The sequence below is a fragment of the Rhizobium sp. ZW T2_16 genome, from assembly GCF_044987325.1.
GTDB classification, from domain to species: domain Bacteria; phylum Pseudomonadota; class Alphaproteobacteria; order Rhizobiales; family Rhizobiaceae; genus Neorhizobium; species Neorhizobium cellulosilyticum.
In genome coordinates, this window is the sequence record NZ_JBJDRG010000001.1 from 571,594 (window position 1) to 586,360 (window position 14,767).

General features: G+C 58.0%; 17 protein-coding genes. 7 read left to right on the plus strand and 10 right to left on the minus strand.

Annotated elements, in window-relative coordinates; genetic code table 11:
- Nucleotides 1–22: 22 nt before the first annotated feature.
- The 3 genes from ACI3K0_RS02700 to ACI3K0_RS02710 all read left to right on the plus strand — a co-directional run bounded on the left by ACI3K0_RS02700 (nt 23) and on the right by ACI3K0_RS02710 (nt 2,924).
- On the plus strand, nt 23–1,357 hold the full coding sequence (locus ACI3K0_RS02700; protein ID WP_183821354.1) for a diguanylate cyclase: 1,335 nt from the start codon (nt 23–25) through the stop codon (nt 1,355–1,357).
- 361 nt (nt 1,358–1,718) lie between these two features.
- Nucleotides 1,719–2,420, plus strand: coding sequence for a LuxR C-terminal-related transcriptional regulator (locus tag ACI3K0_RS02705; RefSeq protein WP_343062206.1), 702 nt, complete (start codon nt 1,719–1,721; stop codon nt 2,418–2,420).
- 33 nt (nt 2,421–2,453) lie between these two features.
- A complete protein-coding gene (locus ACI3K0_RS02710) occupies nt 2,454–2,924 on the plus strand; it encodes a diguanylate cyclase (RefSeq protein ID WP_183821353.1) in 471 nt (156 codons plus the stop codon).
- A 116-nt stretch (nt 2,925–3,040) separates the two neighbouring features.
- Here ACI3K0_RS02710 and ACI3K0_RS02715 read toward each other — a convergent pair whose 3' ends face one another.
- From ACI3K0_RS02715 to ACI3K0_RS02740, 6 genes are all read right to left on the minus strand, one after another.
- A complete protein-coding gene (locus ACI3K0_RS02715; protein WP_148145642.1) occupies nt 3,041–4,204 on the minus strand; it encodes a DUF2333 family protein in 1,164 nt (387 codons plus the stop codon).
- 142 nt (nt 4,205–4,346) lie between these two features.
- Entirely contained in the window at nt 4,347–5,210 is an 864-nt protein-coding gene (locus tag ACI3K0_RS02720) for a hypothetical protein (protein ID WP_183821352.1), read from the minus strand.
- 132 nt (nt 5,211–5,342) lie between these two features.
- Nucleotides 5,343–5,792 carry a pseudoazurin gene (locus ACI3K0_RS02725; RefSeq protein WP_148145644.1) on the minus strand — a complete coding sequence of 150 codons (450 nt, stop codon included), beginning with the start codon at nt 5,790–5,792 and terminating at the stop codon, nt 5,343–5,345.
- Between the two features lie 129 nt (nt 5,793–5,921).
- Entirely contained in the window at nt 5,922–6,503 is a 582-nt protein-coding gene (locus ACI3K0_RS02730; protein ID WP_148145645.1) for a thymidine kinase, read from the minus strand.
- Between the two features lie 83 nt (nt 6,504–6,586).
- Nucleotides 6,587–7,591 (minus strand): inorganic phosphate transporter, encoded by a 1,005-nt coding sequence (locus ACI3K0_RS02735; RefSeq protein WP_183821351.1) that lies wholly within the window; start codon nt 7,589–7,591, stop codon nt 6,587–6,589.
- The gene (locus ACI3K0_RS02740) at nt 7,591–8,235 is read right to left on the minus strand and encodes a DUF47 domain-containing protein (RefSeq protein WP_183821350.1); all 645 of its coding nucleotides are present in this window, start codon (nt 8,233–8,235) and stop codon (nt 7,591–7,593) included. Before ACI3K0_RS02740 ends, ACI3K0_RS02735 begins: the two co-directional genes overlap by 1 nt.
- A 104-nt stretch (nt 8,236–8,339) precedes the next feature.
- Here ACI3K0_RS02740 and ACI3K0_RS02745 point away from each other — a divergent pair, with 104 nt between their 5' ends.
- Entirely contained in the window at nt 8,340–8,867 is a 528-nt protein-coding gene (locus ACI3K0_RS02745) for an NUDIX hydrolase (RefSeq protein ID WP_183821349.1), read from the plus strand.
- A gap of 6 nt (nt 8,868–8,873) precedes the next feature.
- On the opposite strand, the gene ACI3K0_RS02750 is transcribed toward ACI3K0_RS02745, so the two are convergent.
- On the minus strand, nt 8,874–9,401 hold the full coding sequence (locus tag ACI3K0_RS02750) for an AAA family ATPase (protein WP_183821348.1): 528 nt from the start codon (nt 9,399–9,401) through the stop codon (nt 8,874–8,876).
- Between the two features lie 123 nt (nt 9,402–9,524).
- Here ACI3K0_RS02750 and ACI3K0_RS02755 point away from each other — a divergent pair, with 123 nt between their 5' ends.
- Complete coding sequence (locus tag ACI3K0_RS02755) at nt 9,525–10,556, plus strand: trans-3-hydroxy-L-proline dehydratase (RefSeq protein WP_183821347.1); 1,032 nt, start codon at nt 9,525–9,527, stop codon at nt 10,554–10,556.
- Between the two features lie 10 nt (nt 10,557–10,566).
- Here ACI3K0_RS02755 and ACI3K0_RS02760 read toward each other — a convergent pair whose 3' ends face one another.
- Complete coding sequence (locus tag ACI3K0_RS02760; RefSeq protein ID WP_404944867.1) at nt 10,567–11,475, minus strand: AraC family transcriptional regulator N-terminal domain-containing protein; 909 nt, start codon at nt 11,473–11,475, stop codon at nt 10,567–10,569.
- A gap of 92 nt (nt 11,476–11,567) precedes the next feature.
- On the opposite strand from ACI3K0_RS02760, the gene ACI3K0_RS02765 reads away from it, so the two are divergent.
- Nucleotides 11,568–12,395: an oxidoreductase gene (locus ACI3K0_RS02765; protein ID WP_183821345.1), complete on the plus strand. Its 828-nt coding sequence runs from the start codon at nt 11,568–11,570 to the stop codon at nt 12,393–12,395.
- Nucleotides 12,396–12,406: 11 nt separating this feature from the next.
- Here the strand turns inward: ACI3K0_RS02765 and ACI3K0_RS02770 are convergent, their stop codons facing one another.
- Nucleotides 12,407–12,748: a YciI family protein gene (locus tag ACI3K0_RS02770; protein ID WP_183821344.1), complete on the minus strand. Its 342-nt coding sequence runs from the start codon at nt 12,746–12,748 to the stop codon at nt 12,407–12,409.
- 101 nt (nt 12,749–12,849) lie between these two features.
- Entirely contained in the window at nt 12,850–13,563 is a 714-nt protein-coding gene (locus tag ACI3K0_RS02775; RefSeq protein ID WP_148145653.1) for a L,D-transpeptidase, read from the minus strand.
- A gap of 233 nt (nt 13,564–13,796) precedes the next feature.
- On the opposite strand from ACI3K0_RS02775, the gene ACI3K0_RS02780 reads away from it, so the two are divergent.
- Entirely contained in the window at nt 13,797–14,750 is a 954-nt protein-coding gene (locus ACI3K0_RS02780) for a choline ABC transporter substrate-binding protein (RefSeq protein ID WP_183821343.1), read from the plus strand.
- Nucleotides 14,751–14,767 lie beyond the last annotated feature (17 nt).

Below are 14,767 nucleotides of genomic sequence, written 5' to 3' on the forward strand. Positions count from 1 at the left end.
ATAGACTGCACTGGAGAAAGACATGACGGTTGGCCGCGAGAATTTGCTTTCCATTAACGGGCTGCGATTGAAGCAGGGGGAAAGGATACTTCTCGTCGAGGATTCCGTCGCGCTCTCGACCTTGCTCACCCAAAGACTGGAAGAGGAAACAGGGGCCACCGTCACACGCTGCGGCTCCCTCTCGGCGGCCCGCAAGAACATCGCCGAAGGCACGTTCCTGCTTGCCCTGACCGGCCTCAACCTCCCCGATGCCCCCAATGGCGAAATCCTCGACATGTTGCTGCAAGAGGAAATCCCGACAATCGTCTTCACGGCAATGTTCGATGCGGACACAAGGGAGCGCTGCACCAGGAAAAAGATCGTCGACTATATCGTCAAGGACGGCACAAAAACGGTAGACAAGGTTGTGCAGACCGTCAGCCGTATCCTTGCCAACAGCGCCCATAAGATACTTGTTGTCGATGACGCCCGCGCCGCCCGTTCGGAACTCGTCGAAATCCTCAGCCGTCAGAATTTCCACGTTCTGGAAGCGCGCTCGGGCAGGCAGGCACTTGAAATTCTGACGAGCGACGAGACGATCGATCTCGTCATCACCGACCACCACATGGCAGACATGGACGGATACGAGCTGACCCGCCGTATTCGCCAGACGCGTAATTCCGAACAGTTGCGCATCATCGGCATTTCGTCCTCGTCGGATCGGCTTCTGTCTGCGAGCTTCCTGAAAGCCGGAGCGTCGGATTTCATCTATCGGCCTTTCGTCCATGAAGAGCTCAAATGCCGCATCGACAACAATGTCGAGACACTGACACAGCTCAATCATCTCCGGCGCCTGGCGGAACAGGATTATCTCACCGGCCTCGCCAACCGGCGCCATTTCTTCTCGACCATGCGCCAGCATGGCAGAGACGCCACGCAAGGCTCGATCGCCCTTCTCGATATCGACCACTTCAAGACCGTGAACGACACCTACGGCCATGATGCCGGCGACGCCGTCTTGCAGGCGATTTCGCTCGTCATGGCTGACATGTGCATTCCGGCAAAGCACATGCCTGCCCGCATCGGCGGCGAGGAATTCGCCATATGCCTGAGCCAGCTGGACGCGTTTCAGGCACACTCCTTCTGCGAAGAACTGCGCAAAAGGATCGAAGAGCGTGTGATCGAGGTCGGTAACCGTTCCATATCAGCGACAATATCCATCGGCGTCGTCGAATTCGAGCCGGGTGAAACCTTTGAGAACCAGCTCAATGCAGCCGACCAGCTTCTTTATCTGGCAAAGGCAAATGGAAGAAATCGGGTTTACTCCACGCTCACGATCCCGGAGGCGATCAATGCGATTGCTTCCGCGGGCGGCTAGGTTGACGTGGGACCGCATTGATCCCTTGGCCACGGGCATCGGCTTCTTGCGTGATGCCTTCCACACCTCATGCAGAATGCTCGATGCATTGCAGCAAGCCATCGCTTCAGAACACTCGGCGAAGCGCAGCTTTCCGGCTTTACGTTAAGAAAAGCGGCCGCGAGCTTATTTTGCCGTGCGCGGCATTTGCCCATAAGTGACTGAAATCAAATAAACAACATGACCACATGTCATAAAAGTTGTTAACTGGTGGGATTTAGACGACTTTCCGCTGGCTATTAAACGTAAGTAGTATATTTATTAACAATAACATAGCTCCTTTGAACCCGAAAAACTGATGATAACTCACGAACGGCAGTCGGTGCTGAGCAGCGAGATATCTGCGGCCCATTCGCAAGAAGGTCTATTCTTGGCCTTGCGACGGGTTACGCATGAATTCAGTTTGCAGCACATCACATTGCTGTCGCTGAATAATCCCGACGAAAAGCTGCTGTCTCGTATGATTGTGCAAAGCAGCATTCCTGAGCCGTATTTTGCGGAATTCGACCGCAAGCGCCTGCTCGAAAAATGCGCTCTTGCCGATATCATCATCCAGTCGAAGTTACCGTTCTGCTGGTCTATTGGGGATCCGCTTCAATCTCGTCCCTTCCCTGTCGACAGCGCTATCGAAGATCTTCAGCGGCGCTACGGATTGATCACCAGTGTCGCAATGACACTTCATTCGCTTGAAGGCGAGCGCTTCATCATGCGCTTTGATGGCGCCCGCCCTCGCCTCACCCAGGTCGAGCTCAACGAGATCGGCATGATCACCCTGCATTCGTTCGACATGTTCGAAAAGATCAGGCGCAACGAACGCAAGGCAACGCCCTCTCCCCTCACAGTTCGCGAACTCGAAGTGGTGCGCTGGACAGCTCAGGGCAAGACCTCGGTCGAGATCGGCCAAATACTCACCTTGTCCGATCACACGGTAAACGCCTACATGACCAACGCCATCAAAAAACTCGATTGTGTCAACCGCACCCAGCTTGTAGCGAAGGCTCTCAGACTTAGGCTTATTGCATAGATCAAAGCAGCCCCGGCTGGAGAAAAACTGAAATTGGCATCCTGGATCGAGCATTCGCGCAAACCTTACGAGGCCCAACACCAGCTTGTCGGCTTGAGCGATAGGGAAGTTCTGGAACTTGTCGGCTCGTTTCGCCTCTGCGGCTTCTGGCGCTTCAACGTCGACAGCGGCCATCTATTCGGCACGATCGAATACTGCCAGATTTTCGGAATTACACATTGCGACGGACCACTTGATCTTGTCAGGCTCAGTGCGGCCATCCATCCCGATGACCTGACGGTGATGATGGAAACTTTTGAGCGCGCGAGCGCTTCGCAACTGACCTTCCACAATCTCTATCGGGTAAAGACAGGCCCCACGAACTTCAAGTTCGTCCGCAGCGTCGGAAAATTCCGCGCAGACGGTGCGGGACAGGGTGACGTCATCGGCATGACATACGAACTCTTCCCACAGGCAAGTACGACGATCGGTTTCATCCCCGACGAAGATCTTCTCAAGGGCTGACAACCTTGATTTGCAGCATGTCTCCCGAAAGTGGTCACCGCTTTCGGGATAAAGACATGCGGTAAACGCAAAGAGCGAAACCATGACAAGCGAATCTGGAAGATTCGCGACAAGCTTTAGCGGTCGAGCACAAGCCGGATCTCCACCAGATTGGAGCGGACCCGTAAGGTATAAAAGCCCATCACCGCAAGATGGGTCGGCATGATCCAGCCATCTTCGGCACCGTTTGAAATGATGGCCGGCTGGATGCGCAGCGCTGCCTGCATCTGTTTCAGCATGTCGGTCCACAACGGAGCGAGATTACGCTCGCGAATGACCTGCGAGAAATCAGCGCCGGCAGCAGACAGAATTGCATAATAGCCGTAAATCTGCCCATAGGCGAACCAGAAACGGTCATCCGCCCGCGTGTCGAACCAACCGCCGTTATAGTTTTCCGAACGCTCGCGAAGGATGGCAGACGTGCCGCCGAGATCGTTCGCCACACGGTCAATGAACTGCACGAGATTGTCGGCGCGGCTGTCGAATGTTGCCGAGCAGTTGCCCAGCTCGGTGTTGAACTTGTGCAGGCTGTTGATCGCCGCCCGATAATAGCTCGGCGTCGGCGTCTTCGGGCCAAACGGGCTCAATCCGAAATACCAGGAATATTCGTCGAACTGCAGATTGCTGCGCGCATCCTGAAGATTGGTATTGACGCCAGAAGTTCCCCGCATCCGCGCCAGCGTATCGACCAGCTCCACCGAGGTGCGGCGCACGGCCTGGTTCACGCCGCGCTGGAACGACGCCTTGTTATCGAGGAAAGGCGTATGGTCCCAGTCCATCCCGAAAAAGCCGAGACGGTAGAGAAGCATGGAGGATATCCACGCATTCTGGTTGACGTTCATGTCGGTAAGATCGGCCGCCGCATCCGCGATAGCGGATGTCTGGCATTGCTTGGCGGCAGCTATACCGGACGTGCCGGCAGTCTGCGCCTGCGCTTGAGCCTCGACACCGGGTACAGGCAACTCCTGGCCGGCAGGCATGTTGCGCTCGTTCCATCGATAGGTGTCAACGAAATTCGGATCGAAGCCGCGCCAGACCTGCGTCTGCCAGATGAAATAACCGTATAAGGCAACGAGCAGCACTGCGAAGATCGCAATCGGACCCTTCACCCAGAGACGGCGTCCCCGATACCAGCCATGCGCCGCCATCAGCGGCCAAATCAACCACGCGACCAATATCCGGACGCCACGCCCGATGGCAGCAGCCACGCCTTTGAAGAATCCGGTGATCTGGTCGCGCATCTAGTCCTCCTGGAAGCCGATCGGTCATCGCTGACATATGATGCCGATCCATCGAGTACAACACTTGCCATAGGCAGGACTGGAACAAATTCGAAAGGGATAACGTCGCACTCCCGTTTCTGAAGGCTTCACAGCCGATATTTCAGGCATCCTCGAAACGCTTGGCAAATGCGATATCGGTCCTCTGCCGGCTGCGATCGAGCCTCGCGCCCGGCAAAAGACCGTTTCCGAGGCGCCAGACCGGCCTGGAAAGGTGCGGATAGGCATCAGGCGAAAGGCTATGCGCTTCCCTTTCGCCATCGAAGGAAAGCATGACCGAATAGAGATCGAGAAGGTTCTCGATATCGAAGCCAAGCTTCTGCAAAAGCAGGTTCAGATCACGCACACCGCTATTAAAGGCACGCGAAACCGGATCGACCAGGCCAATCATGCTTTCGAAAGCCGGACCGTATTCGCTTGCGCCTTCATTCCCTTCGCCGAGCCTCGCTGACACTCCCGCCACGTCACTCACCTTGAAAGCTGCGAGCATTGTCAGCGCGTCTTCAGCCGCTATCCGCTGGCCGATCACGGTCTGGCGATGCGTCTCGACAAGCCCCGCCAGCCTGTCCGCCCGGCCAAGGATCGTCCGCAACCGCTCGACCCCACCGGCTCTCGCTGCTCGCCTTTCGATCCGGCGGCGCATTGCCTTTCTGGAAAACAAGCCGAGAAACAGGTCACTCGCCAGCGGGGTTTCCCTGTCGTTGAAAATTGCCCGCTGCTCGTCGACGGCAGCGCCGATCTCTGCCACATGTGCAGCGAGTTCGGGATAGACGCTTTTCTGCAGCATAAGCAGTGCCAAGCGTCGCGCGCCAAGTTCGTCAAAAGCGTCGCCTTGCAGCAGCCGCGGCGTGCTCATCGGCCCGGGGATCACTGCCAGCAAATGCGTGCCGGCTTCAACGACAGCTTTCAGACCGGCGCGAATTTCGGCCACCGTGTCCTCGAAGCGAGTGGAACTCTCTACCTTCATCTCTTCCTCCCTACCCGGAGAAAGAAATAGGGCCGCTGCGCATTTTGACGACAGCGGCCCTGCAATAATAACTAGGTGATAAAAAGGGTAATGCTTAGGTGATGAAAAGTTCTGGTTTGAAAAACGGCAAGCTCAGAGACCGAGCTTTGCAATCTCGGCGTCGAGGCGTTCCTTTGCCTTCTTCGGCATCTTGGCGGCCTTGACTGCGTCAATGTTGGATGGTGCGTCACCGACGACAACGAGCGCAATCATGCCCATGCCGAAATGTGGCGTGCACTTGAAGACATAGGCCCCGGCCTGATCGACGGTCACAACCAGATCTTGGCTGATCTTGCCCTTGATATCGGCCACACCTTCCGGAACCAGACCTGGCATGGAAGCCGCATCGTGCCCCTTGTCGACAGAGACAAACTTGATCGTATCGCCCGGAGCGGCCTTCACGGCGGCCGGTTCGAAGACCATTGCCTGACCGTCAGAGCCCTTGTTGAGCATCTTGATCTCGATTTCGGCGGACAGTGCCGGCAAGGCCAGCAGAACCGCGCCAGCAGCCAGCGTGGCGGTCTTCAGTATCGTTCTGATCATCGAATTCTCCTGCGAGGGTCCGCGGCACGACCGCGATGAGTGCGTTTTACCGCTGCAGGACTTTGGCGCTTTGACATTGGTCAATAGAACGAAGCCTCCCCGTTTTTTTAGGGGGCTGGCGCCGAGGGCTTAGTCGCAGCGCATCTTTTCTTCCCAATGCCGCCGGCAAAGTGAAACGTATTTCTCATTGCCGCCCACCTCGACCTGAGCGCCCTCGCGGATCACCTCGCCTGCCCCGTCCACCCTGACGACCATCGTCGCCTTGCGGCCACAATGGCAAATGGTTCGGACTTCCCGCAACTCGTCGGCAATCGCCAGCAGTTCATACGACCCCGGAAACAGCTTGCCCTGAAAATCGGTGCGCAAACCATAGGCCATGACGGGAATACCGACCCGGTCCGAGACCCGCGCCAGTTGCCATACCTGCTCTGCCGAAAGAAACTGTGCCTCGTCGACGAAAACGCAGGCAATCGGTTCCTGAGTGTGCATGTCAGCGATGGCCGTAAAAAGATCATCGTTCTGGCCAAAGGGGATAGCTTCGGAAGAAAGCCCTATGCGTGAAGCGACCTTACCCTTGCCGGCTCGCTCATCCAGCGCAGCGATAAAGATCACCGTGCGCATGCCGCGTTCCCGATAATTGTAGGAGGCCTGCAAGAGCATCGTCGACTTGCCGGCGTTCATCGTCGCGTAATGGAAATAGAGCTTGGCCATGGCTGGCGTTTTCTTACCCTCCGGCGGCAAGCGAAAGACAGGCCGCCGGATAACCACAGATATTTGCGATCGCCTCGCGAGGTTTAAGCGAACAGATCCACGACCTGATAGGTCAGATACGAGATCAGGGCGGCAGCCGGCATGGTCACGATCCAGGCAATCACGATATTGCCGGCAAGCCCCCAGCGTACCGCAGATACGCGCCGAGCCGCCCCGACACCGACGATCGCGCCGGTGATCGTGTGCGTGGTCGAAACCGGAATGCCGAGCCATGTCGCACCGAACAACGTCAGCGCCCCTCCCGTCTCGGCGCAAAACCCCTGCATCGGGTTGAGCCGCGTGATTTTCGATCCCATCGTGTGAACGATCTTCCAGCCGCCGAACAGCGTGCCGAGCGCCATGGCCGACTGGCAGGTGATGACCACCCAGAAAGGCACGTAGAACTCGGACCCGAGATAGCCCTGGCTGAACAGAAGCACCGCGATGATGCCCATCGTCTTCTGCGCATCATTGCCGCCATGGCCGAGCGAATAAAGCGAGGCCGAAATGAACTGCATGATGCGGAAGGTACGGTCGACGGCAAACGGTGTCTGACGCACAAAGGCCCATGACACGGCAAGCACCAGAACCAGCGCCAGAAAGAACCCGATTGCCGGCGACATGAAAATCGCCCCGGCAGTTTTCAGAAAGCCGCTCCAGACGATCGAGGAAACGCCCACCTTGGCGATCCCGGCGCCGATCAACCCGCCGACCAGTGCATGGGAGGAACTGGAGGGAATGCCGAAAATCCAGGTGACGATATTCCAGATGATCGCCCCCATCAGCGCCGCAAAGATGACCACAGGCGAGACGATGCCCGGATCGATGATGCCGGTTCCAAGCGTTTCGGCCACATGCAGGCCGAAGAACATGAAGGCGATGAAATTGAAGAAGGCCGCCCAGGCAACGGCGTATTGCGGCCTCAACACCCGCGTCGAAACGATCGTCGCGATCGAGTTCGCCGCATCATGCAGGCCATTGAGAAAATCGAAAAACAGCGCAATGCCGATCAGTCCGACCAGCAGCGGAAAGGCAAGTGTCAGGTCCATCAGACGTTCTCGATCACGATACCGCTGATTTCATTGGCAACATCCTCGAAGCGGTCGACAACCTTTTCGAGTTCGCCGTAGATCTCGCTGCCGATCATGTAGGCCATGGCATTGCCGGAAGCACCGTGCCGCTGGAACAGATCCTTCAGCCCCTGGTCATGCAGATCGTCTGAGCGGCCTTCGACACGCATCACCTCTTCTGCAATGGCGCTGAGCCGCTGCGCATTGGCGCCGAGCTTGTCGAGCAGCGGGATGGCTTCCGCAACCAGATGCGCCGCCTTGACGACCTCTTCGCCCATCTGCCGCATCAGGGGATCGAATTCGGACTGCTCGAACAGTCGAATGGTCTTCACCGTCTTGTGCATCATGTCGATCGCATCATCCATCGACTGAATGAGATCCTTGATGTCACCGCGATCGAATGGCGTGATGAAGCTGCGACGGACTGCAAGCAGAACGTCGCGCGTAATATCGTCCGCACGATCCTCGAGCATGACGATACGCTCGCAATTCGCATCGACATCCTTTCCGTTGAGAAGCTCGCCCAGCGCCTCGGCCGCCTCTACGACGGTCCGCGAATGTTCGGAAAACATGTCGAAGAACTTGTCTTCGCGCGGCATCAACTTCCGGAAAATACTCATCATGGCAATAATCCCTGCTGCGGCACCAACATCAGGGCCGTCACAAAACTGTCATAAAAGCCATCGGACGGCTGGAATCAACCGCAAAAATCGGCATTTAAACGGGCATGAAACCTGTCACCAAAGACAAGAAGTCGCAAAACACCAAACAGAGCCCGAAGCCGCGGACACTGTTGCAGCAACTCGCACAGATGCCGGAGAAGCTTTTCAGCGGTGAGTTTCGCCAGCAATACGGCGCGCTCTGCTTTCGCTGGGCGGGTGATGGCAACGCCATCGAGATCCTTGTCATCACGTCGCGGGACAGCGGCCGTTGGGTAATTCCCAAGGGCTGGCCGATGAAGAAGAAACAACCGCATGAGGCGGCAGAGATCGAAGCCTGGCAGGAAGCAGGTGTGCGCGGGCGAGCGCGAAAAAAGCCGGTTGGCCGCTACACCTATCTCAAATGGCTGGACAATGGCGATGTTGCGCCCTGTGTGGTCGACGTTTTTCAGGTCGAAGTGGCGGAGGTGGAAAAGGATTTCAAGGAACGTGGCCAGCGTGAGATTGTCTGGCTTTCACCCAGTGAAGCCGCATATCGCGTCCGGGAAGTCGAACTCAAATCGCTGATCATCGACTTCAAGCCGAAGAAGAAATAGCGCCGCTCAACCGAGAGCGGAAAGGACGAAATCGGCACGCTCGACAACAGAGACCTTCGGCAGGACCATCACCTTATAGCCGAGTTTGGGATAAGCTGCGGCAAGGCGTTCATATTCCGCAACCGCATCATCCAGCGAATGCTGCCGCTCGGCATCTCCTTCATAAATTTCCGGCCATGGCGGCGTCATGAAAACCGCCGGATGATACGGATGGATCTCATTCCATCGCTCGGCCATAGGCTCTCCGGTCACCTGTTCCAATGCGACGGCGGCATCGATCAGCCCGCGATCGAAAAACGTCCAGCCTGTATTCCCGGCAGCAGCCCGCCTGTCGGCAACCGCCATATCGATCGCCAGCCGCGCAAAGGCAGCAAGATCCACCCAGGGCAGCGCTCTCCCCTCGCCTTGCATTTCCTGCCTTACGATCCGCCGTCCCGGCTCCTCCACCACGGAAAATCCACGAGCACCGAGCTCCGCCAGAAGCGTGGACTTTCCCCCACCCGAACATCCGGAAATCACCACGAACCGGTCCATGCAAATCCTCCATGCGTTGTCGCACCAGCAATTGCTGGTTAGCATATTTGCGAATGCGGAAAGTGCGGCGCCGTCAAGCAAAGCTCTTCCGAAAAGCGACCCGACATCTCCAAGGACAAAGCAATGCGTTCATCCAAAATCATCCACATCGTCACCTGTCACGCAGAAGGCGAAGTCGGTGATGTCATCGTCGGCGGCGTGGCGCCGCCTCCGGGCGATACGGTCTGGGAACAGTCGCGCTTTATCGCAAAAGACCAGACCTTGCGGAATTTCGTTCTCAACGAACCGCGCGGCGGCGTCTTTCGCCACGTCAACCTTCTCGTGCCGCCAAAGAACCCTAAAGCCCAGATGGGCTGGATCATCATGGAGCCGGAAGACACGCCGCCCATGTCCGGCTCGAACTCCATCTGCGTCGCAACCGTCCTGCTCGACAGCGGCATCATCCCGATGACCGAACCCATTACGAAAATGGTTTTGGAAGCGCCAGCCGGCTTGGTCGAGGTCGAGGCCGAATGCGCAAACGGCAAGGCCGAGCGCATCACCGTCACCAACGTCAAGAGTTTCGCCCAGAAGCTCGACGCATCGCTCGACGTCCCGGGCCTCGGAACCATCACGGTCGATACCGCTTATGGCGGCGACAGTTTTGTTGTCGTGGATCCCGATGAGATCGGCATCGATCTCATTCCAGAAAATGCCCGGCTGATCGCCGAAACCGGCATCAGGATCACCAATGAGGCAAACCGGCAGCTGGGCTTTTCGCATCCGGAAGACACCGGCTGGAACCACATCTCCTTCTGCCTTTTCGCCGGCAAGGCCTACCATGAGGACGGCCAGCTTACCGCGAAATCCGTTGTCGCCATCCAGCCCGGCAAGATCGACCGCTCTCCGACCGGCACTGCCGTCTCGGCACGCATGGCCCTGCTTCACGCACGCGGCCAGATGAAGGAAGGCGAAACCTTTACCGGCATCTCGATCATCGGCACACGCTTCGTCGGAAAGATCGTCAGGGAAACGGAAATCGCCGGGAACAAGGCCATCATCCCCTCGATCACCGGCCGTGCCTGGATAAGCGGCACCTCTCAACTGATGCTCGATCCCTCCGACCCCTTCCCCGGCGGCTACAAGCTTTCCGATACCTGGCCGATGCTCACATAGGCAATCGTCCTTACTCCACCTCACCCAGATGATGGCGAACCCACTTCATTTCCTCAGACGCGGTGCGCCCGAAATGTCGCCGGAAATCTCTCGCAAATTGCGAGGTGCTCGCGTATCCGACCGATGTGGCCACGTCGGTGATCTTGCCGCGGCGCGCAATCATCAGCCTCGCCTCGTGCAACCGCATCGCCTTGACATATTGTATCGGGCTGCTCCCGGTCAGCTCCTTGAAATGGCTATGGTAGGACGGCACGCTCATCCCGGCATTGCTCGCCAGGTCTACGACAGAGATGCCTGCGCCGTAGTTCTCCCTGAGAAATTTGAGGCTTCGGACAACGCGTCCTGCTGCCCCGTCCTGCTGCAGAGCAGCGATCATCGCGCCGCCCTGCGGGCCGACAAGCACGCGGTAATGAAGCTCGCGAAGAATGCCGCTCCCCAGAACGGCAGCCTCTACAGGATCTCCAAGCGCCGTCAGCAACCTCAACAACACGTCCGCGATGCCGGCATCCATCCGGCTTGAGATCAGGCTTCGCGGCCGGCTTGCCCCGATATTGCCATGCGCCGTGACCTGCGCCGCGATTTCTGCGGCAAGCGCCATGTCGAACTCGACATAAACGGCCAGAAGCGGACGCTCGCTGCTGGCAATCGACCGCATCCTGAACGGAACCGGCATCGAGACGGCAAGATAATGCTCCTCGTCATACAGGTAGACCTGATCATCGAGCACCCCCTGCTTGCGTCCCTGCAACACGAACACCGCTCCGGGCCGATAGAGTACCGGCACGTCCTCAAGCACGGCTTCACTGCGCAGCAGCCTGACGCCTGCAAGTCTCGTGGCATTGTAGCCATGGCGCGGCGCCAGCCTTTCGGCAAGCTCGACCAATCTCCGTCTGCCGGTGGTACCCACATGCTTATTCATAGGAATTGACAATTTTCTCAGAGAAATCGCCGTCGAATATATCAGCCCACCCTATTATTTGCCAAGTCCACGAACAATCGAGGACACATCCCATGACGAACAGGATATTCTTCATCACTGGAGCTAATTCGGGTTTCGGCCTTGCCATTGCAGCCGCCGCCCGCGCCGCAGGCCACACCGTCATCGGCACCGTCCGATCCGAAGCATCGCGAGCGAGCCTCGTCGCGCAACTGCCGGGCATTCACACCACGCTCTGCGATGTCACCGATTTCGACCGCATACCCATGATCGTCGAACAGGCTGAAAAAGATCACGGCCCCGTGGATGTTCTCATCAACAATGCCGGTTACGGCCACGAAGGCGTGCTGGAGGAATCGCCGATTGAAGAGATGCGGCACCAGTTCGACGTCAACGTCTTCGGCGCAGTCGCCGTCGCCAAAGCCTTCCTGCCGCGCTTCCGTCAGAGACGCCGCGGTTTCATCGTCAACGTCACCTCCATGGGCGGCATGATCACCATGCCCGGCATAGGTTATTATTGCGGCAGCAAGTTCGCTCTTCAGGGCATTTCGGAAGTCATGCGTGCGGAAATGGCGCCATTCGGCGTGCATGTCACGACACTCTGCCCCGGCTCATTCCGTACCGACTGGGCCGGTCGCTCGATGATCCGCACCGAGAGGTCGATTGATGACTATGACGCGCTGTTCGACCCGATCCGCCAGGCCCGACAGGAAAAAAGCGGCAGGCAACTGGGCGACCCGGCCAAGCTTGCCGCCGGTATCCTCACCCTGATCCAGTCCGATGCACCGCCACCGCAATTGCTGCTTGGCAGCGATGCGCTGAAATTTGTCTCCGAGCGCATCACCCGCCTGCAGCAGGAGATCGACGAGTGGAAGGCAGTGACGATCTCCACCGATGGCTGACCGTCTCCGCGTCAATGAAACGCGCGCACCTCGACCGGCGCCCTGCAGGCGATAGCCGCCTTGCGTCCCCATTCGAGCGCTTCATCCATGTCGGCCGCTTCAAGCACCCAGAAGCCGCCGACATGTTCGCGTGTCTTCAGATAAGGCCCATCGGTGATTTCGACCTTGCCGCCTGGCCTGGCTTTCAACGATTTCGCAACAGCGACCGGATGGAGGCCGCCGACGAACAACCGGATGCCGGCCGCAACCATCTCTTCATTGAGCACATCAATATCGCGATGCATCGCCTCGTCTTCCAGGGCGGCGGGATCGTAATCGTCGGGGTGGTGAATGGCGACCAGGTAACGTGTCATGATCTTCTCCTCCAGCAGAGCGGAAGGCACTCTGCCTTCCTTTCACGCGGAGGACGAGCGGCCGGATTAAAATCCGACACGCTGCCTTAAAATTTCGGACGTCAGGCCGTCCGGAGCGAGCCCTGATGCACGACGATACGGGCATGGTAGGGAACGCGGGTATAGAGGTCGAGAATATCCTGGTTGACGAAGCGCACGCAACCGGATGATGCCGCCGTGCCGATCGACTTCCATTCCGGCGAGCCATGCAGGCGGTAAAGCGTGTCCTGACCATCCTTGAAGATATAGAGCGCGCGCGCACCGAGCGGGTTCTTGATGCCGGGCTCCATGCCGCCGGCCTTGACCGAATAGCGCGCCAGCGACGGCTGGCGGGCAACCATCTCGTCCGGCACCTTCCACCGCGGCCAGGGCTGCCGCCATTGGATGACGCCCTCGCCTTCCCACATAAAACCATCGCGGCCGATGCTGACGCCATAACGCATCGCCGTACCACCCGGCTCTACGACATAAAGGAATCGGTTGGGGGTATCGACGACGATCGTGTTCGGCTTTTCGCCTGTCGGATCGATAACTCGCTGCCGGTAATATTTCGGGTCGATCTGCTGATACGGTATTGCCGGAAGCTGGTATCCACCGTCTTCCACAGCCGCATAACGGGCCTGCAGCTCTGCCTCATCGGGAGGACCGATCGGCCGTTGCGCGGCGACCGGAACGACATTCGGCTGGCTCGTGGTGCTACAGCCGGCCAGTGCCGCCGTCATGGAGACGGAACCAAGCACGAAGCTCCGCCGCGACAGGGAAAAAGAAGTGGGCATCAATGTTGTTTCCGGGATTGAGCAGATAACGATCAGCTTCTATCCGCCTTGACATGAGTTAGATCAAGTCACAACCGGGGCATCGGGCTTAGCAAGCGCCTCATCGTGACAATTTTGCCGATACCGGACTGAATGTCGCAAATGACCTGTGTCCTGCGGCGTAAACGCGCATGCTTGCTTGCAACAGGAAGTTATTGATAATGGCCGGGAACAAGAAAGAACGGGAGCACTTCATGCGCATCCATAAATCGCTGGCCTTCACCGTCGCCGTCTCTGCCGCTCTATCCGGTTTTGCTGCCAGCGCATCCGCTGCCGAGCCGGCCGCCTGTGGCACCGTCCGCTTCTCCGATGTCGGCTGGACAGACATCACGGCAACCACCGCAACCGCCTCCGTTCTCCTGAAGGCACTGGGCTACCAGACAGACATCAAGGTCCTGTCCGTGCCCGTCACCTATTCGTCGCTGAAGAACAAGGATATCGACGTCTTCCTCGGCAACTGGATGCCGACGCAGGAAGCCGACGTCCGTCCGTTCCTGACCGAAAAGTCGGTCGAATCTTTCGGGCCTAATCTCACCGGCGCGAAATATACGCTTGCCACCAATGCCAAAGGCGCCGAACTCGGCATCAAGGATTTCAAGGATATCGCCGCTCATGCAGACGCTCTCGGCGGCAAGATCTACGGCATCGAGCCGGGCAATGACGGCAACCGCCTGATCCTTGGCATGATCGAGAAGGACACGTTCGGCCTGAAAAAGCTGGAAGTGGTGGAATCCTCCGAGCAGGGCATGCTCGCCCAGGTCGCCCGTGCCGACAAGGCCGGCGAACCGGTCGTCTTCCTCGGCTGGGAACCGCATCCGATGAACGCCAATTTCAAGCTGACCTATCTGACCGGCGGCGATGACGTGTTCGGTCCGAATTTCGGTGGTGCGGAAGTCTATACAAACGTGCGCTCCGGCTTCACCGAGGAATGCCCCAATGTTGGCACCTTCATCAAGAACCTGAAATTCTCGCTGCCGATGGAAAACGAGATCATGGGCGGCATCCTGAATGACGCAGAAGAGCCGGAAGTCGCTGCGACCGACTGGCTGAAGGCCAATGGCGCAGCGATCGAGCCATGGCTGGCCGGTGTCACGACCAAGGACGGCAAGCCGGGCCTTGATGCCGTCAAGGCAGAACTCGGTCTCTGATCGTTCGACGGCAAGGG